Consider the following 26,093-nt stretch of genomic DNA (forward strand, 5'->3'; position numbering starts at 1 on the left):
GATGCTCCCCCATGGTCTGAGTGATGTTGACCGGCCGGAATCTCTATTGGAGGCGCCCCTGCGTATTGAGCAAGGACGCCACCAACTTGTTAGTTACTGCCCGCCCATCGAGGTCCGCGAGATACTCCCACCCCTATTTTCCTGATCCGCCGTCTTGACGGGCGGGACTTGAGGCGTCAATGGGAGAATGCGCTGATCCTCGACCGGAAGTACTTTGAAGAGGCCCCATTGCCCGGCATTCGCAAACGCCGGACGCTGGTTCTTCCACATATAGTCGCCGACGATTTTATTCGGTCCACCAGCGCCGCCTGTGAGATAGGCGTTGATAACCTCGGATCCGCCGAACTCCATGGTGCTGACCTGGTCGGCACCCTGCATGTACGGCTCGTGTGGCCACTCATGGCCATCCACGGTAAACAACTGCACCTGCTCGCTGAATGCCCCGAGCACGTGAACCGCCACCGGGTCTCCCACGTGCGCCTGCAAGAGCGGCGTGGAAGGCGTATCTCCGGCCTTCACGCAACTGAACACTTCGGAGATTTCACAGCCCTTTTCGATCCGCCAGGCGGTCGGCTCCGACCGGTAATTGACCGCCGTGATGCCGGCCACCTGCTGGATGTAGGGCATGAAGCTGACGCCCACGATGTTATCCTCGTCCTGGAACATCAACGAGAAATCGCGGTAGTTCTTCCGGTTATCATTGCCGGGAATCGTCCGATCCACGAGCACGTCGGCGCGCCAGCTGCTCTTCATCGTGATGTCGGTGCCGGTCACCGGGTCGCGGTAGCGCGATCCCTTCGGACCGACAATGATGGAACCAAACAGACCGTTCCGTGGATTCTCGACCACGTTACCCCAATCCTGAATGAGGGCGGCCAATTCTCCGTACTCCGGATGCGCGTAGTACGTGTAGGTCTTGCTCTGGCCAGGAGCGATCGTTTGATCGCCCGGATTGTTGCCGACATTGGCACCGAACGAATCTTTCGGATCGAACGCCATCATATCGACGTGGAATCCGGCTCGTTCCTTAGCCATCTCATTTTTCAGATTCACCTTTACGCAATCCCCAACGTTGACATGCAGGGTCAGCGGACTCGGCCTCAACTCCCCGGCCTTCACCCGACCCCGATCCTCGTCGAGTACGTACATCTTGCCCTGTTCGTTCCCGAAGACCATCTTCCGTTCGAGATCGACTTCCATCGTACCGGGTGTTCCTTCATGGTACCGGATGTTCTGATCGATCGCCGACACGTTGAAGCTCTTCACCGGCGCATCCGCCGGGCAGACCGACGGGGCAGACTTTTGAATCTGCTCGCGGCTCGGCAAGGGCTTCAGATCCCCTTGCAGTTCATCGAAAACCCGGAAGAGGCCCCAACTGCCTTCCGCAAAGTGCGAGGCACGGCCACTGTAATAGAGATAGTCGCCTGCCTGCTTTTGCGGACCACCGGCTGCTGGAATCGCCGGGTCGTAGCGCTCTCCGATCGCCAAGTGAATCGTGCTTCGCGGCATGGCCATGATGCCGTACCGTTCCATCGGGAACCAGTGGCCCGTCACGTGCCACGTATGGACTTCATTGGCGGAACCGACGAGTGCACGAACCAGAATCGGATCGCCGAGATAGGCCCGCAGCAACGGCGTGCCAGGATCTCCGTGAATACCGGACACAAACAGCTTCGACGGATCAGGATTGTTGGCCAAACGCACACTCAACGGCTCGACGCGCATGCTGTAGCCGCTGCCCGTCGTCGCCTCTCCGCCATTCAGAAACGTCATGGCCGATTTGTTAATGCGCTCCGGGAACTGATGCGACGGAGGCCCGTCGACGGTCGTCGCCCCCATTCTAGCTTGGGGATTGTCGGTGCTGATGAGCTCCGCCGTCCGCGCATTGCTGTCCATGATATGCATCATGACCTCGCGGAAGCTCCCACGGATATGGGCCGACACCGGTTCCAGGGTATGAATATCGGCGATAGGACCGCTCCGGATTTCTTTCCCGGTCACTGGATCGTGATAGGTCGAGCGCGGCGGCTCGGTAATGAAGGCAGAAAACAGTCCATGTCCCCAGGTATCGGTCCCGAAGACATGGTCATGCCAGTAGACTGTCCCGAAATCGGAATCCACATACCAGCGTTCGCGGATGAACTCGACACTCGCAATGTCCTTCTTCTTATGCGCGTACTTGAGCGGCGCATCGAAGGTGATCGTATTGCCCTTGATGCTCTTGATCCGCACCACCTCAAAATACTTGGGATCGTCCATCCCCACGCCGAGTTCGATGTTCTCGTGGAACTTGGATGGATCACTCACGGTGATGCTGCGCGCGCCGGCCTTGGTATCCGCCGTCAGCACCGTGTTGCCCGGCAGCGGCATCCCCTTGTCCGGTTGCGGGTCTTCCAACATCGTGAAGGCCCGCAGCGACATGTCGTAGGAGAACCCAATCGTCGGTCCATCGGACGCGCTGGTGTCGAACTGGAAGAAATGCGGATGGAGATTGATCTTATTCGCCCATCCCGTCCTCGCATCGTCGGGAATTTCGTTCTTGAATATGATATCGACGCAATCATACACATTGCCGCGGATAACTAGCGGCAACTGCTTCTTGGGGTTCTTGCGAACCTCTTCCTCTTCTTCATGCAACACATAGATCATGCCGATCGGATCGACAATCGCAGGAGAGTTTTTAGTCGCCGGCTTGAGCGTGATCGGAAGCGTAATGGAATGAGTCGTGTAGAACTTCCGTGGAGAATGTTCCGGACACAAACTCCAAGGCCCCTGCTCGCCTGGTCGAGCCTGCTCCGTACTCTTTGTTCCATCTTCACGCACATGGAAAGGCTCCAACCACGGTGCTCCACCATGATTCGGCGCGAACGGAGGGCGCTTTCCAAGATGTGGACGCAGCCAGGGAAATGCCAGCTTCCCGGTCTGCGGATCGAAGGTAATCGCCGGACGCTTCAACGGAGTCGGTGACACATAGTCCGGCCACTTGTGCGGCGTCTCCGGCTCGTTGAGCGCCAGTTGGCCCTCCCACTTCCAGTTCACGACCGTCGCATCGTGCGCCTGGGCCTGCTTCACCTGATCTTCCGTCTTGCCCGGCAAGCCCTGCGGCGGCAGCATGTACTCGACCCAATCCTTGATCGAAACCTTCACTGGGTTGGACTTCCAATCCGTCTTATCCTTGGTGATCTCATACTTCTTTCCGCCGTACCAATCCACCGTGGTACCGACCAACTTGTCCGAACCGACTGCAAGCTTGATCTTCCCCTTACGATCCGGCAGCTCGACGAGCGGCTTCATCACATCGGTCTGGAACCCGGTCGACTGCAACGTGTTGTACACACGCCAGAACCCCCACATCCCCGTCACATAATGCTGCGGGATATGGCAGTGAAACACGAACTCGCCGGCCAGGGCCTGCAAACCACCGGACCCGCCCTCGGTCACTTCATCGTAAATCTCGGACGGCCCAATAGATTGCACATCCAGCCGATCCGACACATCGCTGATCGGCGGAAATTTCACCGGGCCATTCTTGGAGAGTGTCGGATCGAGCTTGCTCGTGCCGGGCTGTCTGGCCCAGCGGATCGATCCACCATGCAGGTGGTGCGAATGTACGATTTCCGAACCGCCGATCATCCGGAACTTGGCGGGATCGCCCAGATAGGATCGCGGAACCGTCGTCGCCGGATCGCCGAAGGTGTAGGACCCGTAACCCTGCGATTCATCCGCAAACCCGACCAAATGCGCCTGTAACTCCAACCGTTCGCCGTGCGGTTCGCTCCGGTAATTCAGCAAGCGAGCGGCAGGTCGATAGGTGTCCGTATGGGCGTCACGCTGCGGCAGCATATCGCCTTTGCGGTCCAGAAGACGGAAGGTTTCGTCGCCCGCCTCATGATAGAAAATGACGAATTCACGGAAGTCGGAACCGTTCGCGACATCGATCATGGCCTCCCACCCGCTCTTCATCTCTTCCGCCGTAAAGGGGCTGAGATGGCGGGATCCCCGCGGCTCGACGACGACCGAGCCCAGCAAGCCCAAGGAATATTGATCCCTGCTCGCGTAGCTATGGAACGCGCGACCGCCTTCCTGCAGATCGATGGGGATGAACCATTCGAATTCCCCGCTCTTCCCTGAAGACACCAGGGCTTCAGGATTATTGGTGGTCGCCGGCTTGCCGGTGCTCGCCACGAGCATCTGGGAGCCGTTGATGATCATGTTCGTCGGCTCGTCGGGAATCTGATTCCGCAACGTGATCCGCAGGCAATCTCCCTGATTCGCCCGAATCACGAGCGGCTGAATGAGATCGCCCTGCAAACCATTCGAGACGGCGCCGCCAGCAAAGGTCGGATCCTCACTCTCCCGGGCAGCCTTGTTCTTCGTTTCTTCCTCGCGCACCCCTGCCACATTCTCCGTCAACACATACATGAACCCCGGATAGAAATCGCCGAATCGATTGACGGTGATTTCGACATTCATCGCCGTGACATCATAGGCTCGGACAGGAGCGGTCACTGGACAGCGAGCGCCCTGCGTCACTTGCACCTTGTCCGGGTCCTCAGCCACGAGCAACACACCCTGCTGCATGGCATGGGCGCCGGCCCCCTGGAACGGTCCTTTCGTCTTGACCTCCCGCTCGATCTGCTGAACGGCCTTCGACATCTTGTCCTGCATCATCGGACCGGCAGCCTGATGGACGACCGTCGCCTCCGCTGTCTTGTCCGCATGCATCACAGCCCGGTGCTGATGAGGGGTCGCTTCTGCCCATGTCTGCGTGACGCCCAAGACGGCGGCAAGCAACGCGACTCCTGCCTGACTCATAATCTTTCTACTGGTCATTCTCTTCCCCTCCTGAACAACATCCGTTGAATACCGTTCATTCACAGCAGCTCAATGCCTTCAACGACGGCGCGCTCAAGCACACTCGCGTCCTGTCTACTAAAAATAGTCCGGCGAAGGTTCCGCTCTTCGCGGTTGCGATTTCAGGAGGCCAGTCCATTCATGCCGCAGCCTTCACCGGACAGATTTTGAATGCTCATTCACACAACAAATCAGACGGTGAGTGAGCAAGTCCCGTTCCATCGAAGGCTGGTGAAGCCGGAGAATGGTTTTCTCAACGATTCAGGCAGATTTCGATTCTGCCGGAGGCGAATCGCGTTAAGTCATGGGACAGCAACGCCCCCTGGCTCGCAACGAGATCACGATAAAGCGCTGATGAGAGAAGTCGATTGTGAATTGTCTGAAGATACCGCTCGATGGGGCGCTGACGTCCCATTCACCCTGAATAATTCACCACCGCACGATGACAGGGACACACAACGCTCGATGCCTGAAGTGTAACCCTTCATCCTTGTGCCGATAATATCCTCGTATTATAGTGACCCCCTTTTTGTCCTTGTATTGGATCATCATGCAGAACAGCACTCGCACGATCAGACGCACGAGCCGAATTCAGGCTTACCTCTACGCCTTCGGCGGCTGCATCGTCATCGTCGTGCTCATGGGGGCACCCTTAGCGCGTGGCTCTATCGAAATAAGAAACCATGAACAGAGCCCTCTCGATGCAATCGTCGCACGTTCGGGCGAATCTCCAATGCTGTCTGTCCCCGAGGGCACGTTCATTATGGGCACCGCCCGCTACACCGACAAACCCTTCAGCCTGGAGCTTCAATATGACGACACGGAGCAGCCCCAACGACGCATCTGGCTCGATCGGTATGAAATCGATCGGGACGAGGTGAGTCTGGGAGAATACTTGCTGTGGCTCAGGCAGCAACAACGCCTCCTCCCCGAGGAGGTACGCAAACTGATCGACCACGTCACGACCATCCATGCCCTATCGCCCGACACATTGGCACGGTGGCCTGCACTCTACGTCACCTGGTCTGAGGCCTCGGATTTCTGTCACGCGCACGGCAAGCGGCTCCCGACGGAAGCCGAGTGGGAGAAAGCTGCTCGCGGGGACAGCGGCAATCTATTTCCTTGGGGACAAAAACCTCCCACGCCGGTGCTCGCGATGTTCGGGCAGTATCACGTGCACGAGATTCCCCTCGTGGCGCCCGTTGATCATGGTGAGGAGGGGCGAAGCCCCTACGGCCTGCACCACATGGCGGGCAATGCCGCCGAGTGGGTCGAAGACTGGTTCGGAATCGACTACTATATGACCATGCCAAACCGCAATCCTCGCGGTCCGGCCAACGGACGCTACAAGGTGGTGCGCGGAGGCTCTTGGAAAAGTACGCCCGTGTTGTTGCGAACGGCCACCAGAAGCGGGGCATCGCTGGATCAGCGCGCCGCGACCATCGGTTTCCGCTGCGCGCAATCCGTCACGTCCTCCAGCCTTACAACTCCATGAGGACCGCTATGTACTGGACCTGTGTGCTGCTCGTGATCGGGCTCAGCCTCAGCACGATAATCCCGGCCATGTCGGCCACCCCACATGACCAAAAATCCCTGGCATGGAGAAGCTACACGAATGCCCGCTTCGGCTTTTCCGTCCGCTATCCCGGCACCTGGAAGCTCGGCAATCCGCTTCCGGACGGCAGTGGCATCAGCCTCCAGCCGCCGATTGACCAGAGCCTCGTCGCCCTCTCCGGCCACATGAACCTCATAGAGGGATCGAGCCAGGATACACGGCAGACGCTCGACGAATTCGCCACCGCCCATCGGCGAATCCTCACCAACCTATTCGAAAAAAAGAAGATCGCCCTCGCCTGGCAAAAGGAGCAAGACACCACTCTGGCTGGGTTCCCGGCCAAACGCTTGGCCTTCACGTACCAAGACGAGCACCAGACCGCGATGTTCGAACTGCATATTTTTTCGTTGGGACGTAACGAAGGACGGGGGGTACGGATCAAGGTGCCGGTCTCAGCACAGGCAGATCTGCTGCCGTCCGTCACGAAAGTGCTGGAGACCTATCAGCCCGGACGCGATCAAAACGCGGTCAGCCCTCTGGCGCAGAAATCAGCCACTCCGTAAACTGCAGACCTCTTAACTCGGCTCCCGAAGACCATGCCGCTTGACCATCCGTTCGATGGTCTTGCGGTCCACACCGGCTTCCTGAGCCGCGTTGCTCATGTGCCACTGGTGGCGCTGAAGAAGTTCAAGCAGAAAGCTGCGCTCGAACGAACGAACCACTTCTTGTTTGACCTGCTTATAGGACCCTCCTTCCATAGAAGCCGTATCGCCGGAAGCGGCCAGCCCCAGGCCGGATGGTAAATGCTCGAGACGGACCACTGGGCCGTCGGCCAATGCCGCCGCTCGCTCGATCACGTTCTGAAGCTCCCGAACATTGCCCGGCCAGCTATGGCTCATCAAGGCCGCGACCGCTGCGGGCTCGAAGGTCGGAATGGCACCGGCATCCGTTCGATGCTGCTGCATGAAACGCTGCAAAAATTCGTGCGCCAATACTTCAATATCACCCTCCCGCTCTCGCAAGGGGGGAAGGACGACGGGAATGACGTTGAGGCGATAATAGAGATCTTCTCGAAACTCGCCCTTCTTCTGTGCCTCCGCCAGATCCCGATTCGAAGCCGCAATCACTCGCACATCGATATCGATATACCGTGTCCCGCCAACCCGACGAAACTGGCGTTCCTGCAACACTCTGAGCAATCGCGATTGCAGCGTCTGGCTCATCCCGCTGACTTCGTCCAAGAACACCGTGCCGCCATGGGCCGTTTCAAACAGACCGGGTTTGGCCGCATGGGCTCCGGTGAATGCGCCCCGCTCATGCCCGAATAGTTCCGATTCCAGCAAGGCATCCGGCATGGAGACACAGTCCACCGGCACAAACGGCTTATTCGCTCGCTGACTATGATCATGGATCGCGCGGGCAACCAGCTCCTTGCCTGTTCCGCTTTCACCATAGATCAGAATGTTTGCATCCGTTCTGGCCACCTTAATGACCAGACTCAAGACGGCTTGAATGGCCGAACTCTTGCCCACAATCTGTCGCAGCGGGTGCTTAGCTCGCGCGAGGACCGGAGACAGACTCTGCCGAGGCGACTCCTCGAAGGCCCGGTGCGCGACGTCTTCAAGATCCCTGCTCGTATAGGGTTTCAGGATGTAATCCAGCGCCCCTTGCCGCATGGAGGACACCGCGGTTTGTACAGTCGCAAAGGCCGTCATCAGAACGACCTTGATGGTCGGATCGAACCGTTTCGTCGCGTTGAGCACATCGATGCCGCTCAGACCCGGCATGCGCAAATCGGTGAGCACAAGGCCTGGGCGCTCCTGTTGAACGACGTTCAGCGCACGAACCGGATCATGCTCCGTCAAACATTCATGGCCGAGCCGGCTCAAAATGCGACGACAGTTTTCGAGCGCCTCCACTTCGTCATCGACGATCAGTATTTTGCCTGCATGTCCCATCCGTCCTCCTGTGATGTTTCGGACACGATCGCGAGTGCGGGAAAGATCACCGTCGCCACGGCCCCCACCTCTCCATTCGCAACTTCCAAGCGCCCCCGATGATCAGACACAATGCCATAGCTCAAAAACAGCCCCAGCCCCGTCCCTTGACCGGCATCCTTCGTCGTAAAGAACGGATCGAAGATGCGACCGAGGATCTCTTCGGGGATACCAGGTCCATTGTCGCTCACCGTGATCGTGGCCCACGCTTCCCCATCGCGTCGCAGCCGATCCGACTGAACGGTCACCACCCCTTCACAGTCGCATCCCCGCACGGCATCGATGGCATTATTGATGAGATTGAGGACGACCGTTTCCAAACGATCGCGATCACCCATGATCGCCGGCACATCGGGGGAGAAGATAGACTCAAGGCGAACCCCCTGAGTTGCCGCCCGTTCTCGTGCCATGTCCACACAGGAACGGAGCACACAGTTCAGATCGATCGGCTTCAGCGTCGTGGCCGAGCCATGTGAGAGGGCCAACATGCTCTTGGTGATCCGACTGATCCGTTCTGCTTGGGACCGGATCGCCAGCAGATCGCGCTGCATCTCCGCCGGCAGCTTCAGTTCAGAGGCTTCCGCTTCGATACATTCAATCCGGTTGAGCATGATGCCCAAGGGATTGTTAATCTCATGGGCAATCCCGCTCGCCACCTTGCCCAGCGTCGCCAAACGTTCCGAAAGATGGAGCTGCTTCATGTGACGCGTGACCTCGGTGGTCTTTTCCTCTACCCGCCTGGTCAAATCGTTGTTCAACGATTCCATTTCAGCATGGGATGCGTTGAGTTTGTCCGCCATGCGATGCACGGCTGTCGCCAATTCTTCGAACTCGTCTCCTGTTCGAATGTCGAGCGGTCCCCCGTAGGTGCCTCGGCTAATCGCTTCGACCCCCGCCTGCAGCGTTTGGATCGGGCGGGCAATTCTGGCCGCCACATAGCGGCCGATGGCCCACAAGAGTCCGAACATGACGAAGCCGATGATAGCGAGATTGCGGAGCTGATCCCTGATCGGTGCGTAACTTTCGGCAGGCTGTTGCCGGACAAAGACATGCCAGGTATTGCCAGGAACGCCAAGACCCAGTACCGGCGCAAAGCCGACCACGGTATCGCGAGCGCCATGCCCATCGTCCTCAGCGACCCCCCACCCGGGATCGTTGGATACGATCATGGCCATAAGGGGCGCCGCAATGCGGTGAGCCTGACGGGGAAGGATCGGACAGATGAGCGGCTGGCCATCGGCGCTGAACAGCATGGCATGGCCGGTCTGACCGATGCGGATTTGATTGATCATCCCGAAGAGGGTGTCGAACCGGTATGACACCTTGATCGCGCCGATCACGATACGCTGGTGGTCGTCGAAGATCGGTACCGCCACATCGATCGTCTCTTCCGGCGAACGAAAGGAACCGCCCCGCCCGGCTGTGAGACCGCTCAGATAGACCTGTTCACCGCCTCCATCCTGAATCGCTTTCCACCAGGGTTCATCTCCGAAAAAATAATGATCCGGTTCCGATGTAGCCGCGACCAACGCTCCGTAACGGTCTGTGATGAGAATCCCGACCATCTTGTCCCCGTCCCGCACTTTTGTCTCCAGAAGAAACCGGGACAGTTCGCGGTTCAAGAGGAGGGCGGCCACGTTCGTGCCTTGCTCCCAGGCTCGGGCACGATCTTGGATTTGGACGATAGCCTTGGAATGCGCCCCGGGATAGGAACGATTGGCGAGCTCTACCGGCTGGCGAACCCGCAACGGCGCCGAGGCCAGGAGGCGAACCCGCTGGATTTCTCCTTGCACCAACATCGTCACGCGATCCGCCGCCTGAGCCGCAATCGTTTGAAAGTTCCCTCCGATCACATCGCGGAGCGATCGCATGCCCGATACATAGGCGAGGATAAGGCACGTCAGCAACGGAATGCAGCCGACCACGACAATGGCCAGTACGATGCGCCCTCTGATCGTATGAACCGTCACTCGGCTCCTTTCGGCAAGGAGCATATTCTACGCAACGCCGGGCAGAAACCGCTAGCCTCTCATAAGCGTGGCCCAAGATCATACAACCGGCCACAAATACCTTAGAAATGAAAGGAGATGGGAGATGAGTGAGACTGGCCGAATAGAATCGAATGTCGAAATCACAGAAGACTCTGCTGATTTACGTGAAGGTCGGCTGAGAACTGTTTACTTGCGTGGCTCACCCAGCAGGCACCACAAACGCCTAGTTCCTGATTTCTGATCCGTCACCGGTTCGCCGCTGAAGAAGCTGATCTGCCAGGCCACCATATCGTCGGTGGGATGCGGCGTCGCGGTCCAATAGATCCCCGACTTGATGTTGGAGAAGGGGTGGCCGGTCGGCAAGGCGGGATCATGCTGCGAAGCATCGATCAAGGTCTTGAGTTCGTCCACCGATGGAGTGCGCCAGCCCTTCTGCCCACCGACTTCTTTCGTCGCACAACGAGCCACCGACGCCCCCCATACATCGTGCTCCCGATCCGGCTCCTGTTCCCAAATCAAGCCGGTGCTGTTGTCCTTCACGGCGGCACCATTCAGCAACAACGTGAACCGAGAAGAAACAGTGGTGTCGGCTGCAAGGGCCTGACCGGTCAACGCCATCATGCCCAATACGATGAGACAAGCTCGAACGGCTCGCAGACGTTGCATGTTCGTACCTCCTGATCGAGGTCTATGGTAAGAGAGTTTCTGCGGGCGCGCAAGCCGGTTACGGTGAGAGCCTGCGATATTGTTTGAAGAGAAGCAGCCCGCCCCATCCGAACGAAACCAGCATCAGAAGAATGCCGACGTTGTAGGCGAGGTGAGCTAGGCGATGGTCGTACTCCAACCAACCCAACATGGTCAGGATATTGTTCCAGTCGTGCCCGTCCGTTTCTTTTCCCGTCACGCCGCCAAGGAGCATGAGATCCAATGCCCGCGCATCGTTGATATAGGGGGCGATATCCATGAAACTTTCCGCCGTCCACCAGAGGGCCACTGACGCACCGAAGGGGTCGCGCGTCTTGATGAGAAAGGTGCCCAGACAGACGAGCGGCATCAGGACCTGGCCGAGACTTCCACCCAGAATCATCATGAACCGTCCAAGGGGGATAAAGAGAAGATGGCCCGCCTCATGGAACGGCAGATTGATCAGATGGAGGAACGACTCCCCTGTGTAGTTGGTTTCGAGCGGCGTGACGATAAAGGCTCGCCCCCACCAGAGCAACAACAGAAATACCGCAACTCGTCCGGCGAACGTGACCGAGTCGGTCGGCCGATCCGAATCAATGAGCCATTCTTTAGCAAAGGCCACCCAGCGAGAGCGGTTCAGAAACAGATGCTGACGCTGCAATGGGGCAAGCGGACGATACTTCGCAAAGATGATTCCGCACTTCACACATTCTGTCGCTCCGTCGAGCCGATCAGCCTGACATTTTGGACAGGACAGCATTGCGATCTCTATAAGTGCCATAGGCACACTGTAGGGCCGAGTGCTCCACCAGGCAAGAAATTCTCCGGATTGATCAAGACCACTAAATGGTGTCTGCGCAGGCTGCTCAAACCGGCCGTCAGCAAGGCCGCAGCCGATGGAAGCACCGGAGGCGTAGCCCCTGGCTACGTTGAGGATGCTTTCGAGGTGAGAACGAAGCTGGCGACCGGTTTCAGCAGCCTGTTAGTGGAAGGAGAAAGGAATGGGCGCGAAGGTGAGGATAAACACGGCGAACGCGATCCATCCAACCATGGTTCGCCCTCGTCCGAGCGGCACATGTGGATCGAGCACCGGCGGATGGCCGAGACCCCAGATTCCTGACATAAAGGCCCAGAGCCACCAGCCAGGCCAGCCCACGAATCCCAGCATAATCAACAGCGGCACCATGGCAAAGGCGATTGTGCGTTGGCGGGAACCCCACAGGGCGTACGCCACATGCCCGCCGTCGAGTTGGCCAATGGGAATCAGATTCAGCGATGTGACAAATAGACCGAACCAGGCGGCAAAACCAATGGGGTGCAAGACAATGTCGGCCTGAGGAGGAAGCGATCCGACGACTAGCCAGGAGATGAACTGCAAGAGCAGGGGTTCGCCCAACTGCAATCCGTAGGTCGCCGTTCGATCCACCACCGACGACAGGTTCAGGCCGATGACCAATGCCACAACTGCAACAACAAACCCGGCAAGCGGGCCTGCCACACCGATGTCGAACAATGCACGCCGGTTCATGATCGGCCCACGCAGACGGATGATGGCGCCAAACGTCCCGATAAAATGGGGAGGGCCGGGAATGAACAGAGGCAGTGAAGCCGGCACCCCGTGAATGCGGGAGAGTGCATAGTGACCACATTCATGGGTCACGAGAATCCCCAGCAACGTAGCGGCAAAGGGAATCCCGCTCCAAAGCATTTCGTAATGTTTGAGGAGAAAGTCTACGGGTCCATGGAACGGCCCGTGAAAGGCCTGATAGGCCCCGGCCCAGAGCGTGGTAAAGATTGTCACCACAAGGAGGCTGAGGGGCAGGATCCATTTCGAGAAGGGCGTCTCCTCGAATTCGTCGTCCGCGGAATTATCGGCGAGATCTTCTGAATCTACCGCCGTAACCGGCAGTGGTCCGATGCGGTTCGGCTGGCCGTCGTTCCGCTCCTCAAGGCTCATAGTATCTTCTTCAATCGGATTACCGCAAAGCTAACGCGGCACGGCAGACATTCACTGACCACACGCCTAGTACAAGGGAAACCCTGCCAGGATGCTCAAAAGGCCGTCCAGCAAGGCCGCAGCGAGCAACTACCGATAGTTTTTCCAAGCTTGCTTGTTGATTTTTTTTGGAAATAGCCAGGAGGAGTCCCCCACTGCGCGCGTCCAACGAGGGTCTTCTGAGACCGCGCGTTGCGCGAGCACAGGGGACTCCTCCTGGCTATTCCTTCGTTTGCTGGCGGACTGTTTCAGCATCCTGTTAATGATCCAAGGCGAAGGGATTATGATCAAGCTCTTCACGAACCGTCGTGGCCGGTCCATGCCCAGGCAGCAATCGATATTCAGGCGGTAACCCGAGGACCTTGGTCCTGACCGACCCCAGATGGGTCTGGTACAGCGCACTGGGATTCGAGCGGCCGATGGATCCCGCAAACAGAGTATCGCCGACGAAACACATACGTTGAGACTCGGCATCCACTCGATAACAAATCCCGCCAGGGGTATGGCCAGGCGTCGCCAGACATTGCACGCGCAACCGTCCAACAGCAATCGTCTGGCCATCCTCCGGCGCTTTGAGCTGATCGGCAGGAGGTCGCCAACTGAGGAGTTCGACATCCTCAGATCCGAGATACACCGGCGCCTCACGATACTTCAAAATCTGATCGATCCCATCCGCATGGTCTGCATGACCATGCGTCAGACAGATCCCGACCAGACGCAGATGGTGCTTTGATAAGACATCGATCATTGCCGACGCATTGTAGGCGGAATCGATCAACAGCGCCTCTCCGCCGTCATACACCACATATCCCTGCACACCATAGCCATTGATCGAACCCCGTACGGTTTCCACCCACGAGATCGGAGACGCACCAGACGGCTCCCATTGGTCAATCGCAATCTGCTCCAACGGCCCGGAACGAAGTCCCAACGCCTTCGCCAACGCCCGCACCTCGGCGCGATCACGCGGAGGATCGCCTCGCTCCAACGCAGTGATGTCTCCGCCGGGCAATCCCGTCGTCCGGGAGATCTCGGCGACCGACAGCCCCTGCCCCATCCGCGCCTTCTTAATAATGTCTGAAAATTCGTCTTCCAGCGGCATACGATAAATCCTTAGCTATCAGCAGTCCGGCCCCTCTTCTTATTCTCTTATCCACATTCCGAAGGCGTTATTCCCAAAGGCGGGTGGCCCGTTGATCTCCCACTGCGCGCGTCCAACGAGGACCTTTCCTCTACCGATGGGCCCTCCACGCTTGCTCGCCCATTTTCTATTTCTAAAGGGGGTGGCCAGACTGTCCTTCACTGCGCGCATCGAGCGAGCACATTCTGATCGTGCGCGCTCTGCGAGCAAGAAGGATGGCCTGGTTGCCCCCTTCGCTTCCTTCTGAGGCCGCGCGTTGCGCGAGCACAGGAGATCGGCGGGCCACTCGCCACTCTTTTCTCAGCCTACGGAGCCACCTTCACTTCTTTAACTTCCCCAAACCCCGACAGCAACTTCGGCAGGGCCTCGCTGGCCCCGACTGCGACAATCGTCAATCGTTCGGGGTGGAAATGCTTCTTTGAGGCAGCCAGGATTTCCTCTTTCGTCAAGGCCACCACGCGGGCCCGCAACTGCTGCAGAAAATCCTTGGGGAGCCCATCGTATTCCAATTCAATCAATCGTCCGACGATCGCCGACGAACTGGCAAAGGAGAACACAAACGAGTTCACATAGGCCTCTTTCGCTTCTGCCAATTCGCTGTCCGTCACCAACTCGGTCCTCATCCGCTCCATGTTCGCAATAAACCGCGCAATGACCTCTTGCGTCGACGGCAACTTCGTCTCTGCGCGCATCAACCAGACGCCTTGATCGTGTACCCCGGTATTCAGGCGGCTACCGACCGAGTAGGCCAATCCTCGCTTCGTGCGTATGTCGTTGAAGAGGCGGCTGCGGAAGGAGCTGCCTCCCAGGATATCGTTCGCAATCGCCAATGCCACATAGTCCGGATCCTGCTCTTTGATCGACAGGTGCCCGACGCGCAGATGCGTTTGCGACGTATCCTTGTTCACGAACCGGACGACGGGCTTTGGCGTCTTACTCTGGGGCACGTCGGCGATGGCGAGCACCGGCACCTCGCCTTTCTTCCAATCGCCGAACGTTTCGCGCAGCAGGGCCAGCATCGCCGTCTTGTCGAAATCTCCCGTTACCCCCAGCATCATCCCGTTCGGATGAATGGTGTCCCGGTGAAAGGCGACCAGGTCGTCTCTGGTGATACGGGTGACGGACTCGATGCTGCTTTCTCGCGCCGTCGGGTGATCCGCTCCATACAACAGCTTCACGAACTCGCGGCCGACGATGGAGCCGGGATTGTCTTGCCTGCGGCGAATCCCTTCGATGGTCTGCATCTTGGCCAATTCAACCTTCGCCGGTTCAAAGGCCGGTGTCCGAATCAGCCCGGCAAAAATCTGAAGTCCCCGCTTCAAGTCTTTGCTGAGGACATCGAGCGACGCACCGCCGGATTGCCGTCCGATTGAAATACCGACGTCTCCGGCGAACTGCTCCAACTCCTCGTCCACTTGTTCAGCCGACAGACCGCCGCCCCCGCCGGTCCGCATGATGGAGCCAGTGAGCGACGCCAGGCCGACTTTATCCGCAGGATCGAGCCAGCCGCCCGTCCGCATGGTCGCGGTGATACTGACCAACGGCAGCTCATGGTCCTCCAGGAGATAGACCACCATGCCGTTTTCGAGCACCACGCGATCCGGCTCTGGAGGCGTGAACTCAACCGGCTTGAACGTCATCTGCCGCGGATCGCCCAACGCCGGATTGCCGGCACAGGCGGTCAGCGCCGGAACGGTAAAGGCCATGACCATCGCGATCAAAATACCGCATCCCCGTTTCACATTTCGCGGTTCACGTTTCACGTCCCTCATCCCCCTCATTGCCTCACCTCATGCTGCGGCGCCGCCGCAACGTTTTTACCGCCGGCCTTCTTCACCAATGTGGCCACCGTACGGTTCGACTTCGTGAAGTACTCAGTGGCCACGCGTTGGATATCCGCCGGCATGACTGCGGCAATCTTGTCCCTGGCCTTGAGCGCATAGCGCCAGTCGCCTGCTACCGTCTGATAGAGCGCGAGCTGTGACGCCAGGCCTCCATTGGATCGGAGGGCTCGCACTAAGTCTGCATCCAGGTTATTCAGGACCTTCTCAAGTTCTTTCGCAGAGACCGGCTCCCGCTTGAGCCGGTCCAGTTCGGCATAGATGGCCGCCTCGACTTCCGCCGTCGTATGGGGCGCCAGCGGAGTGGCGTTGAGCACAAACAAGTTCGGCGAACGGACCCCAGGATAATTCGAATCGGAATTCACCGAAGCGGCGATCCGCTTCTCGCGGACCAAATGTTCATAGAGCCGGGAGGTGAGTCCGTCGGTCAAGACCGCATCGATGACGTCGAAGACATAGTCGTCAGGATGGCCCAACCCGGGCTTGTGAAACCCGATGGCCAGCGACGGTTCGGCATCGAACTCCACCTCCACGCGACGCTCCCCCCGTTGTGACGGCTCGACGGTGACCATGGAAGGCTGCGGGGACGCAGCCGGTATCTTGCCGAAGGTCTGCTCGATCAGGGCCATCACATCTTTCGGATTGATATCGCCCACGATCGCGATTGTCGCGTTATCGGGACCGTAGTGCGCTTTGAAAAATGCTTCGGTATCGGCCGGCGTGAGCGACAAGATATCCGACTCCCAGCCGATCGTCGGAATCCCATATTGATGGGCGCGGAAGGCGGCAGAGGTGAAGGTCTCGAACAACAGTCCGTTGGGGCTGTCGTCGTTCCGCATCCGCCGCTCCTCCATAACCACGCCGCGTTCTTTGTAGAACTCACGGAGGACGGGATGCGCCATGCGATCGGCTTCGAGCGCCGCCCAGAGGGGCAGACGATTGGCCGGGAGGCTGATCATATAACGAGTCATGTCTTTGCCGGTCGCGGCATTCAGCCCGACGCCCCCATGACGCTGGTAGAGCAAGGCCATCTCATTACCTGCCACGAACTGCCCCGCTGTTTCTTGCAGCTCGTTGAATCGCTTCTCCAACCCCTCAATCGCTGTTCGCTCCTCGGGGCTGGCTGATTTCCCCACACTATTCCGTGCAAATTCACGTTGCCGCTGCTCCAGCTCGGTTCCCACCCGAAACAACTCTTCGAGAACCGGTCGCTCTTTCTCGTAGTCTTTCGTCCCGACCGTCCTCGTGCCCTTGAAGGCCATATGTTCGTAGAGGTGCGCCAAGCCCGTTTGTCCGACCTGCTCATTCACCCCCCCGACTCTGAATGTCATGTTGAGCGACACCACCGGTGTTTGATGCCGTTCGACCATAAGTACTGTCAATCCGTTCGCCAACTTCTGCTCTACCACACGATCCGCCAGACCGGGCGACGCGGCATGCGACAGGTCGAGGCTGAAGGCGAGCGCGAGCAGCAGCATCGAAAAACGTGAAACGTGAGTCATCATATGAATAGCTCCATGAGTTGCTCCGGTCGTTCGATAAACCAGTCCGGCTGACAGGCGTCCATCTTGGCGCGATTCCCCATCCCGTATCCGACGGCACAGACGCGAATGCCGGCGTTATGCCCGCCGTTGATATCGTTGGTGCTATCTCCAATGAGCACGGTGTGCTCGGGCAATACATTCAATTCTTTCATGACATGCAACAGCATGCCCGGCTCCGGCTTCAAGCCGAACCCGTGATCGCCTCCGACGACATATTGGAAATGATCGGCTCCCAACCCTTGAAGAATCACATTCGTGTACTCGATCGCTTTGTTGGTCGCCACCGCCTTCCGCTTACCGGCAAAATGCGTCAGCATCTCTCCAATGCCGGGATAGAAGGTCGTCCGATCGAGGCAATGGGCCAGATACTGGCCTCTGAACACTCGCAAGGCTTCTTCGAACGTGACCCGGTTGCTCTCGCCCACCGACAGACGCAGCAATTGTTTCACCCCATCCCCCACAAACCCGAAGATTTCTTCGAGTGGCCGCTGCGGCAGTCCCAGCTCGGCCAAAGTCAGGTTGACCGAGGTGGCAATATCCCACTTGGACTCGATGAGCGTCCCGTCCAAATCAAAAATCAACAATTCGACTGAGGTCTTTCCCATCATTTTACCTTTCGTAACTCCTCCTGCAACAACGCAAGACGGCCTCGCTTCGCCTGGTCGGGCTCTTTGATCCAGGCTTCGCGCACGACGTTCACCATCCGCTTCTGCCCAACATGGGGGGGCAACATCGGCTCGACAATCCTCCATCGATTGTTGATCGCTTTCACCCGAAACCGGACCTCTTCTGTCACGGCCCCCTGCACAAAACCGGCGGTTTCCAAATATACTGAGCCAACGACCTGAAAGGTGACCGGAATCACGACTTCCAGCCGATCGATCACCTCCCATTGGCGGTAATGTTCCGCCACCACAAAGCCCTTCGTCACGACGACATGTCCCCATGTGGGCTCTTCATGCCAACCCGTGTACGACGCGACCGTTTCGACCGAGAGGGCATCGAGCCGCGCCCCCTTATAATCGAGCGACAGATACCGCTTCACCACCTCTGACGGTGAATGGTCGAGGGATCCGCTCTGCGCAAACCCCTCCCCGGCTGACAGCAGCAGCGCCAGCAACGGATAGAGACACAATAGAAACCGGCTTACCCTGTTGACTGTCATCATGTGCGCGTCATTTCCCAATCTATACCCCGCAAAAGAAACCGGATGCACCGCCCACCTGTTCCACTCACCCGATTTTGTGCAACTTCATCAAATTGGTTTCCCCCGGCTGGCCGATCCTGGTCCCCGAGAGGATCACGATACGCTGTCCCGTGACGGCTAAACCCTCGGTCTTCAGGCGGCGGTCCGCTTCCTCGATCCGCTCATCGGTTTGCGCGATCTGCCGCATCGTATGCGGGATCACACCCCAGTACAGCGCCATCCGCTGCCGGACGGTCTCAAAGGGAGTCAATCCCACAATCGGCGCGGCAGGCCGCTGTTTCGATAGCAAGCGCGCGGTCGTACCCCCTTCGCTAAAGGCCACGATGACGCTCGCCCCGATGACTGAGGCTGCGGAAAAGGCCGAGTGACAAATGGCTTCCGGGAAGGACCCTTCCTCTTGTGGCGCGATGGACGAGCGCACATACCAGGATCGTGACCCCTCTTCTGCGGCCCGAATAATACGGTTCATGACACGAACGGTTTCAACCGGATGTTGCCCAACCGCCGTTTCTCCGGACAGCATGACGGCATCGGTCCCGTCGAACACGGCATTGGCCACATCCGACGCTTCGGCCCTGGTCGGACGTGAGTGGTGCGTCATCGACTCCAACATCTGCGTGGCAGTGATCACAAGTCGTCGTCGTCGGTTGGCTTCGGCGATGATCCGCTTCTGGAGGAGCGGAACCGCCTCCGGTCCCATCTCTACGCCCAGATCGCCTCGCGCCACCATCACGCCGTCCGCCTGATCGAGAATTGCGTCCAAACATTCCACCGCTTCCGGCCGTTCGATCTTTGCAATAATCGGCACGTCGCCGCCCCAGTCGGCCATGAGCTGCCTTGCGGCCACCACATCATCGGGGCCCCTGACAAACGAGAGGGCCACATAATCCACCCCTTGGGCGATGCCGAACCGGAGATCGTCTCGATCTTTGTCGGTGAGAGTCGGCGCGCTGATGCGCGTATCCGGCAGGTTCATACCCTTGTGCGACGTCAGTCGTCCTCCGGTCACGACTCCACATTCGACGGTGCTGCCGATAATGCGATGCGCGACCAGCTCGATGAGTCCATCGTCAATCAGGATGCGGGCGCCTGGCTGGACATCCCGCACGAGATATTGGTACGCCACCGAAATCTCCCGCATGCCGGATGACGCGAGAGACTGTGCGCCGAGTTGACCGCCGGACCGGAGCAGGGTCGTCACGAGCCTCACCGTCTGACCGGCCACCAGATCGATCCCGCCCGGATCGACATCTCCGATACGAATTCTCGGTCCTTGCAGGTCCTGGATGATCGCCACCGCCGCCTGCCGACGATTCGCGGCTTCGCGAATGGCCTTGATCGCACAGGCATGCGATTCGTGAGTCCCGTGAGAAAAATTGAGGCGCGCCACATCCATGCCGCTTTCGATTAACTGATCCAGCACGGCAGGCGAATCGCTGGCGGGGCCGATGGTACAGACGATTTTAGCTTTACGCATAGACGATACTGTTGTTTCCTTTGATCGATCGGAATGAGCGGCCCTGGTCCCCCATTCTTCTCGCGATGATATTCAGGGATGTCATTCTAACAAACGACATCCAGGCCCACAACGCAACCGCCGTTTCAGGCGCGGGCCGCCTCTCGCATTGACGATCGAGGCACTACGGCAGCTCGCTTCCATGCATGCGGGCGAAAATATCCCAATCGAACGGCTTCGGTGCTACCGAGTGGAGTGGGACGGCTTCGATGGTACCGGGCCCGCGATAGGCCAACATGCATCCGACCACACGCTCCGGCTCCTTGACGAGGCGGCGAATCGCTTCGTAGGCCAGATCTTGTCCGATGGTTTTGTCCTCCGGGGTCGGGGGCGCTCCCCGTAACGTATGGCCGAGAATGGTGGCTTTGGTCGCTGGGGCAAGGCGATATTCACCGGCACGCGCCTGAAACTGTGGCCAGGTCGTGAGTGTGCCTGCGACATATTCAACAAGACCGCGCACGCCGCCATCCTGGTGATGGCGATGGGGCGTCTGCTCCGCCACTACAAATAAATGGCTTTTGTTCGGCACACCCAAAGTGCGTTTGAGCGTACCGAGGATGATGTCGTCGATATAGGCGTCGGGGTCTGGATGTTCATTGACCAGGATGCCCTCCGCTCTGGCTTGATAGGCACAAGCAAGGGCGAGATGGCCGGACCCGGCCCCCATAATCTCGACGAAAAAGACGCTGCCCATCGCGGAACTGGTGGCTTTCAACGACTCGATGGATTGATTCGCCAGCGACACGGCTGAATGAAAACCCAGGGAGGTCGTCCCCGCAAGATTATTATCGATCGTGCCGGGAATCCCCACGGCCTGAACGCCAAATCCTTCGTAGAGCGCCCGCGCGCCGCGAAGACTCCCATCCCCGCCGATGACGACCAAGGCACCGTCTTCCATGTATGGCCTGAGATGCCGCATCGTGACCTGTTGCACCTGCTCGCTCTTGAAATCTTCGAAGCGGCTGCTCCCGATGGGACTGCTCGCATGACTGCCCATGCCGCGAGTATCATCTTCCGTCACCGCTTCGATCCAGTTATTGGCCAGACCCAAGAACCCGTGACGAACGAAATAGACCTCCAAGCCAAACCGGTGGCCTGTCACGCGCAGTTCTTTTAACGCAGCGCCGGCCCCGGCAAAGTCGCCCCCAGAGACCAAGGCTACGATCCGCTTGATCTGTCGGGGCTTGAGCGTGATCCGGTCTCTGCGTTCGCGCTCGACCTTCACCCAGGTCTCCCGCGCCGCCCGTTCCCGCGCCGACAGGCCCACCGCGGTGGAATAGCCGGATAAGAGTCCCTGTTCATAGGTCAGCAGGACGACGTTGTCCTGTCCCTCTTTATATTCGCCAAACTCAGTGAAGGCTTCGCGAAAGGGACGAGGATCGAGATAAATCATCAGCGCCCGCAGCGTGGAGCTGTGGCTGTAGAGACAGACGGCCTTCCCTTCATGGGACTGACCTAACCGGCGAAACCCATCCACGATATCCACATAGACATCGAAGAAGGAATGTCCGCCCGGGTAGCTGTAGAGGGGATGTTTGATCAGGCGCTTGGCTGTCTGCACGTCTACGCCGAATGCCTGTGCGGCCTCCTCGGCTTCCAGCTTCTTCTCCAGACCCGTGACCCATCCGAAATCCTGAGAGTCTAAGGCGGGATCGCAGGCTGGTGAGGGCGACTCAGCCTGCTGTTCCTGCGCCTGCATCAGCGCCGCGATGACCCGCTCGTACAGTTGCCGCGTATTGGGGCTGTGGCTTACCAGATGGACGAAGGTGCGCGGATCGAGGTAGTTGTGGATGTGCAGGAAATCCAGTTGTTGCCCGACCAGGCCCAACATCTTGGCCAGGGCTGCACCCACTGCGTCGGCTTTGGGGACGCCTCGCTCAGGATCCAGCACGTTCGCGAGACGACGTCCAACTCGATAGGTGCTGCTCTCCACGCGGGAGACACCATGACGCATCGTGAAGAGGAGCGTGCGGCCGGTTAAGTCTCGCGGCAAGAGCCAAAACCGATCCTCACCAAGATCCAGCACGATACGATCCTCGACCAATTGCGGCGTCAATTGCGCGCGCGGCACGATCGCCACCGGCCGGCGATGCGCCGGCTTCTGCACGGACTCGATCGGCACGCGGAAGAGCGGGCCCAACTCGCCTGCTGCAAGGAGCGCATTCCAGGCAGCGAAGAACACAAGTTCGTCGCCCCGGCAACCCTCATCGATCAACGCGCGACGGGCCGCTCGATATTCCGCTGCCCCGGGGAAGCCCCCTTGCGCAGACTGCACAAAGGCCCTGATCTGCTCCATGGCGTCACGAGTTCGTTGTGGTCGATCGACTGAGGACGTCGAAAGAGGTGGGAGCGTCACTCCCTCACCGGCGGGGCGACGCGCCAACCTCTCCCCGTAGGCCAGAAGTCCTTCGACTGTGACAAACTCAAGCCGGTCCACTGTGGATTCCACTCTATACCTCGTTGGCTCGCCCTGACGTAACCGACCATCATGCCTGCCCATACGGAGATGCCGGACAGGCGAACATTCTCTACAAGATGAACAGGTTGGATGCTACGCTGGCAAATGGGTGATAGCAACAATCCCGGCCCCACAGGCTGCGGAAAAACTTTTCCGGCCAGCACGAACACATTCCGCAGGATGCTCAAACAGGCTATCCAGCAAGGCCACAGCCGATGGAAGCACCGGAGGCGTAGCCCCTGGCTACGTTGAGGATGCTTTCGAGGCGAGAACGCTGCTGGCAGCCTGTTTCAGCATCCTGCTCGCTGGTTCGTTGATCCTCCAAGAACGTGCATGCTAGGGTTCGTCCTCTATTGTGCCGTGCCTCGTGATATGAACGTGACACTATGGATCGAACCTGGAAGGTCTATGGAATAGTCGTCGTCCTTGCGGGACTGCTGCTCTGTGGTCTCACCGGTTGCCCCAACGTCGACTCGTCGCCTGAGCCAACTGTACCATCTGCCTCCGTCTCATCCGTTCAATCCCCAGGGCCGGCTCTTCGCGATGCCACACCACCTCTCGATCGGCTGCATCGAACCGAGCAGGCCCCGCCACAAAAAGCCCGAGACCTCCTAGCGGCCATTCGGCAACATGAGGGCAAGGCCCTCCCCGGCTATATCGGAAGCGGGGCATTTCAGAATCGTGAGAAACGACTGCCTCGCGGTCGTTATCGAGAGTACGATGTGAATCCCAAGGTACGCGGCCGCTCGCGGGATGCGGAGCGAATCGTCATCGAACAAGATACCGGGAAGGCCTACTACACGGATGATCATTACCGAACGTTCACACCGTTGAATGGAACACCATGACATCGAAACTCACATTGCCTGCCTATCTTCAGTCAACGAAGGCCCCCTGGACCTCATTGCTCATCGTAAACGCAGGACAACGCGCTGAATCGCTGATGCATCCACCAACCGGATTTGCCTTGAAAGTCATCAAAGGCGCCAAGTGTCAAACCACCGACGGCCTGTTGCGCGAATGGGCCAGAGCCTTGGATTTTCCGGACTACTTTGGGCACAACTGGGATGCCCTTGAGGAATGTCTGGCCGACCTAGAATGGCTGCCAGCCAAGGGCTATATCCTCCTCATCACGGATGCGGCGCAGGTGTTGCCAGACGACGACGAAGAATACGCAACCTTGCTTGAGGTGTTGCGAGATGCGGGAGAGGCCTGGGGGAACGGACAAGCGGGAATGGGCCAGCCACGAGCGACGCCGTTTCACGTACTGTTCGCTGTATCGGAACGGGAAAAAAACAAACGGGCCCATTGGGGAATGACAGACGTCACGACACAACCGATTCGGAAGCCGGGAACCTAAGCTCTCGTATATCGACGGAGAAATGCACGATCCTAGGGGCGCAGCCTCTTGGCCACGTTCAGAAGGCCTGTCCAGCGGAAGAGCACCGAAGACAATCCGGTCGCTACTCCATAATACGAGGCGGTGCGAACCGATGCCTGCCAACGGGCTTGCACGTCATGGCGATGAAAGACGCAAATCCCATGCGTTTCTCGCGCATCATCGAGGGGCGCCTTCTCCCCCACCAGTGAAGTCACTCCTTCTTGTCGGCACCACGAACACACAATTCTCATCGCTCATCCTTTAACAAATTACTCTCTGCCGTTCCCTGCCATACATGTCTAGTTAGGCAAGACTTAGGCCGCATTCGATTCGTAACATGAATCGACATATTTGCAAGGGATTACGAAAAGTCCCTACCCCTTGGATGTATGATCCTGTATCAAAAATGCTGAGAGGCGTATCTCTTCGGACACTTTTTGGCCCCAGTCGCTCGACCAGGCCGCAGGGACCTGCTCTTTCTTGACCGAGTCTCTGCCACATGGTACTGTGCGCCCCCATTATGAAAACGACTCGTTCTGCCAAACTGTTTGCCGACACACAACTGTTGATTCCCGGGGGCGTGAATAGTCCGGTGCGGGCCTTTCGCTCGGTCGGAGGCCAACCCCGGTTCATCAAACGCGCCAAAGGCGCTCGTCTCTACGATGTCGATGGAAACAGCTACCTCGACTATGTCCTGTCATGGGGCCCGATGATTTTGGGCCATGCCGCCCCCTCGGTTATCAATACGATCAAAAAGGCTGCCGCAAACGGCACCAGTTACGGCGCACCGACCGAGCTGGAGTTGACGCTCGCCCGCATGATCAACCAGGCCTTCCCCTCGATGGAGAAGGTCCGGCTGGTGAGTTCCGGCACCGAAGCGGTCATGAGCGCCATTCGAGTCGCCCGTGGCTTTACGAAGCGAGACAACATCCTCAAATTTGAAGGCTGCTATCACGGCCACAGCGATTATTTGTTGGCGAAGGCCGGTTCGGGTCTGGCCACATTGGGGATTCCTGATTCGCTGGGAGTACCGGCTGACTTTGCCAAGCACACCTTAACGGTCCCGTACAACGACCTCCAAGCGGTGCAACAGATCATCAAGGAACATCGGAATACGTTGGCCTGCATTATTCTGGAGCCTATTGCAGGGAACATGGGCGTCGTGCCCCCGACCCCTGAGTTTCTTTCGTCTCTCCGACGACTCACCGCAGAAAACGACATCCTCCTGATTTTCGATGAAGTGATTTCCGGCTTTCGAGTGGCGTACGGCGGAGCCCAAACGCTCTATGGCATTACGCCGGATCTGACGGTGCTGGGGAAAATCATCGGCGGAGGCTTACCGGTCGGCGCCTACGGAGGACGGAAAGAGATCATGGATCTGATCGCGCCATCCGGGCCGGTCTATCAGGCAGGAACCTTGTCGGGAAATCCGTTAGCCGTGTCCGCCGGGATTGAAACACTCAAGCAGCTCAAAGCCCGCGGGGTCTATAAGAAGTTGGACGAACAATCGGCAGCGCTGGCCAAGGGAATTGGAGAGGCCGCAAAAAAAGCGGGCATATCCCTCACGCAAACCAGGGTCGGTTCGATGCTGGGCACTTTCTTTACGTCAGGACCGGTGGTGAACTGGGATACCGCCAAACGATCAGACACAAAGCGATACGGGCAATTCTTTCACGCGATGCTGGAGCAGGGAGTCTACTTGGCTCCCTCTCAATTCGAGGCCGCCTTCCTCTCAACCGCCCATTCAAGCCGCGATATCGATTACACGGTCAAGGCCGCGCATTCCGCATTTAAGAGCCTCTAATCGCGCCGTTCACCTGGCGCTTCTCGTATCTCCAGAGATACTGCGCTTCATCGTTTCAGATACAGATCGGTACCGCTTAGAGCTGGTCAACGGGACCAGCCAGCAATGCCGCACATAGCTC

General features: G+C 58.4%; 19 protein-coding genes. 5 read left to right on the forward strand and 14 right to left on the reverse strand.

Translation table 11 applies throughout. The features are described from left to right. Positions 1–93: 93 nt before the first annotated feature. Positions 94–4,833, reverse strand: a complete 4,740-nt coding sequence (locus Q8N00_15745) for a multicopper oxidase domain-containing protein (protein MDP2384244.1) — start codon at positions 4,831–4,833, stop codon at positions 94–96. Positions 4,834–5,404: 571 nt separating this feature from the next. Here Q8N00_15745 and Q8N00_15750 point away from each other — a divergent pair. Then, entirely contained in the window at positions 5,405–6,349 is a 945-nt protein-coding gene (locus Q8N00_15750) for an SUMF1/EgtB/PvdO family nonheme iron enzyme (GenBank protein MDP2384245.1), read from the forward strand. 23 nt (positions 6,350–6,372) lie between these two features. Continuing rightward, positions 6,373–6,972 carry a hypothetical protein gene (locus tag Q8N00_15755; protein MDP2384246.1) on the forward strand — a complete coding sequence of 200 codons (600 nt, stop codon included), beginning with the start codon at positions 6,373–6,375 and terminating at the stop codon, positions 6,970–6,972. 12 nt (positions 6,973–6,984) lie between these two features. Here Q8N00_15755 and Q8N00_15760 read toward each other — a convergent pair whose 3' ends face one another. The 12 genes from Q8N00_15760 to Q8N00_15815 all read right to left on the reverse strand — a co-directional run bounded on the left by Q8N00_15760 (position 6,985) and on the right by Q8N00_15815 (position 22,778). Continuing rightward, positions 6,985–8,367, reverse strand: a complete 1,383-nt coding sequence (locus tag Q8N00_15760; GenBank protein ID MDP2384247.1) for a sigma-54 dependent transcriptional regulator — start codon at positions 8,365–8,367, stop codon at positions 6,985–6,987. Beyond that, complete coding sequence (locus Q8N00_15765) at positions 8,343–10,376, reverse strand: ATP-binding protein (GenBank protein MDP2384248.1); 2,034 nt, start codon at positions 10,374–10,376, stop codon at positions 8,343–8,345. Before Q8N00_15765 ends, Q8N00_15760 begins: the two co-directional genes overlap by 25 nt. A 207-nt stretch (positions 10,377–10,583) precedes the next feature. Further along, the gene (locus Q8N00_15770) at positions 10,584–11,063 is read right to left on the reverse strand and encodes a DUF1566 domain-containing protein (protein MDP2384249.1); all 480 of its coding nucleotides are present in this window, start codon (positions 11,061–11,063) and stop codon (positions 10,584–10,586) included. Between the two features lie 58 nt (positions 11,064–11,121). Continuing rightward, positions 11,122–11,844 carry a zinc ribbon domain-containing protein gene (locus Q8N00_15775; GenBank protein ID MDP2384250.1) on the reverse strand — a complete coding sequence of 241 codons (723 nt, stop codon included), beginning with the start codon at positions 11,842–11,844 and terminating at the stop codon, positions 11,122–11,124. 222 nt (positions 11,845–12,066) lie between these two features. Then, positions 12,067–13,041: a site-2 protease family protein gene (locus tag Q8N00_15780; protein ID MDP2384251.1), complete on the reverse strand. Its 975-nt coding sequence runs from the start codon at positions 13,039–13,041 to the stop codon at positions 12,067–12,069. Positions 13,042–13,339: 298 nt separating this feature from the next. Then, entirely contained in the window at positions 13,340–14,182 is an 843-nt protein-coding gene (locus Q8N00_15785) for an MBL fold metallo-hydrolase (protein ID MDP2384252.1), read from the reverse strand. A 344-nt stretch (positions 14,183–14,526) separates the two neighbouring features. Then, positions 14,527–15,993 (reverse strand): pitrilysin family protein, encoded by a 1,467-nt coding sequence (locus Q8N00_15790; protein ID MDP2384253.1) that lies wholly within the window; start codon positions 15,991–15,993, stop codon positions 14,527–14,529. Between the two features lie 5 nt (positions 15,994–15,998). Next, complete coding sequence (locus Q8N00_15795) at positions 15,999–17,567, reverse strand: pitrilysin family protein (protein MDP2384254.1); 1,569 nt, start codon at positions 17,565–17,567, stop codon at positions 15,999–16,001. After that, positions 17,564–18,214 (reverse strand): HAD-IA family hydrolase, encoded by a 651-nt coding sequence (locus tag Q8N00_15800; protein MDP2384255.1) that lies wholly within the window; start codon positions 18,212–18,214, stop codon positions 17,564–17,566. Before Q8N00_15800 ends, Q8N00_15795 begins: the two co-directional genes overlap by 4 nt. Continuing rightward, the gene (locus Q8N00_15805) at positions 18,211–18,774 is read right to left on the reverse strand and encodes a hypothetical protein (GenBank protein MDP2384256.1); all 564 of its coding nucleotides are present in this window, start codon (positions 18,772–18,774) and stop codon (positions 18,211–18,213) included. Before Q8N00_15805 ends, Q8N00_15800 begins: the two co-directional genes overlap by 4 nt. Positions 18,775–18,838: 64 nt before the next feature. Next, entirely contained in the window at positions 18,839–20,290 is a 1,452-nt protein-coding gene (gene pyk / locus Q8N00_15810; GenBank protein MDP2384257.1) for a pyruvate kinase, read from the reverse strand. A 163-nt stretch (positions 20,291–20,453) separates the two neighbouring features. Next, positions 20,454–22,778, reverse strand: coding sequence for a 6-phosphofructokinase (locus tag Q8N00_15815; GenBank protein MDP2384258.1), 2,325 nt, complete (start codon positions 22,776–22,778; stop codon positions 20,454–20,456). Positions 22,779–23,173: 395 nt separating this feature from the next. Here Q8N00_15815 and Q8N00_15820 point away from each other — a divergent pair, with 395 nt between their 5' ends. Both Q8N00_15820 and Q8N00_15825 read left to right on the forward strand, forming a co-directional pair. Continuing rightward, positions 23,174–23,635, forward strand: a complete 462-nt coding sequence (locus Q8N00_15820; GenBank protein MDP2384259.1) for a ribonuclease domain-containing protein — start codon at positions 23,174–23,176, stop codon at positions 23,633–23,635. Beyond that, entirely contained in the window at positions 23,632–24,147 is a 516-nt protein-coding gene (locus Q8N00_15825) for a barstar family protein (GenBank protein ID MDP2384260.1), read from the forward strand. The genes Q8N00_15820 and Q8N00_15825 overlap by 4 nt, the downstream gene beginning before the upstream one ends. A 32-nt stretch (positions 24,148–24,179) precedes the next feature. Here Q8N00_15825 and Q8N00_15830 read toward each other — a convergent pair whose 3' ends face one another. Then, positions 24,180–24,419, reverse strand: coding sequence for a hypothetical protein (locus Q8N00_15830; protein MDP2384261.1), 240 nt, complete (start codon positions 24,417–24,419; stop codon positions 24,180–24,182). Positions 24,420–24,688: 269 nt separating this feature from the next. Between Q8N00_15830 and hemL the strand changes: the two genes are divergently transcribed. Next, on the forward strand, positions 24,689–25,972 hold the full coding sequence (hemL, locus tag Q8N00_15835) for a glutamate-1-semialdehyde 2,1-aminomutase (GenBank protein ID MDP2384262.1): 1,284 nt from the start codon (positions 24,689–24,691) through the stop codon (positions 25,970–25,972). The last annotated feature ends 121 nt before the right edge of the window (positions 25,973–26,093 follow it).

Source organism: Nitrospirota bacterium, assembly GCA_030684575.1.
GTDB lineage: Bacteria > Nitrospirota > Nitrospiria > Nitrospirales > Nitrospiraceae > Palsa-1315.

What these genes read in the sequence shown, in the direction of transcription:
- Q8N00_15745 (MDP2384244.1), bottom strand. Translation starts at nt 4,833, where the DNA reads ATGACCAGTAGAAAGATTATGAGTCAGGCAGGAGTCGCGTTGCTTGCC.
- Q8N00_15750 (MDP2384245.1), top strand. Translation starts at nt 5,405, where the DNA reads ATGCAGAACAGCACTCGCACGATCAGACGCACGAGCCGAATTCAGGCT.
- Q8N00_15760 (MDP2384247.1), bottom strand. Translation starts at nt 8,367, where the DNA reads ATGGGACATGCAGGCAAAATACTGATCGTCGATGACGAAGTGGAGGCG.
- Q8N00_15770 (MDP2384249.1), bottom strand. Translation starts at nt 11,063, where the DNA reads ATGCAACGTCTGCGAGCCGTTCGAGCTTGTCTCATCGTATTGGGCATG.
- Q8N00_15775 (MDP2384250.1), bottom strand. Translation starts at nt 11,844, where the DNA reads ATGCTGTCCTGTCCAAAATGTCAGGCTGATCGGCTCGACGGAGCGACA.
- Q8N00_15780 (MDP2384251.1), bottom strand. Translation starts at nt 13,041, where the DNA reads ATGAGCCTTGAGGAGCGGAACGACGGCCAGCCGAACCGCATCGGACCA.
- Q8N00_15785 (MDP2384252.1), bottom strand. Translation starts at nt 14,182, where the DNA reads ATGCCGCTGGAAGACGAATTTTCAGACATTATTAAGAAGGCGCGGATG.
- Q8N00_15790 (MDP2384253.1), bottom strand. Translation starts at nt 15,993, where the DNA reads ATGAGGGACGTGAAACGTGAACCGCGAAATGTGAAACGGGGATGCGGT.
- Q8N00_15795 (MDP2384254.1), bottom strand. Translation starts at nt 17,567, where the DNA reads ATGATGACTCACGTTTCACGTTTTTCGATGCTGCTGCTCGCGCTCGCC.
- Q8N00_15800 (MDP2384255.1), bottom strand. Translation starts at nt 18,214, where the DNA reads ATGATGGGAAAGACCTCAGTCGAATTGTTGATTTTTGATTTGGACGGG.
- Q8N00_15805 (MDP2384256.1), bottom strand. Translation starts at nt 18,774, where the DNA reads ATGATGACAGTCAACAGGGTAAGCCGGTTTCTATTGTGTCTCTATCCG.
- pyk (MDP2384257.1), bottom strand. Translation starts at nt 20,290, where the DNA reads ATGCGTAAAGCTAAAATCGTCTGTACCATCGGCCCCGCCAGCGATTCG.
- Q8N00_15820 (MDP2384259.1), top strand. Translation starts at nt 23,174, where the DNA reads ATGGATCGAACCTGGAAGGTCTATGGAATAGTCGTCGTCCTTGCGGGA.
- Q8N00_15825 (MDP2384260.1), top strand. Translation starts at nt 23,632, where the DNA reads ATGACATCGAAACTCACATTGCCTGCCTATCTTCAGTCAACGAAGGCC.
- Q8N00_15830 (MDP2384261.1), bottom strand. Translation starts at nt 24,419, where the DNA reads ATGAGAATTGTGTGTTCGTGGTGCCGACAAGAAGGAGTGACTTCACTG.
- hemL (MDP2384262.1), top strand. Translation starts at nt 24,689, where the DNA reads ATGAAAACGACTCGTTCTGCCAAACTGTTTGCCGACACACAACTGTTG.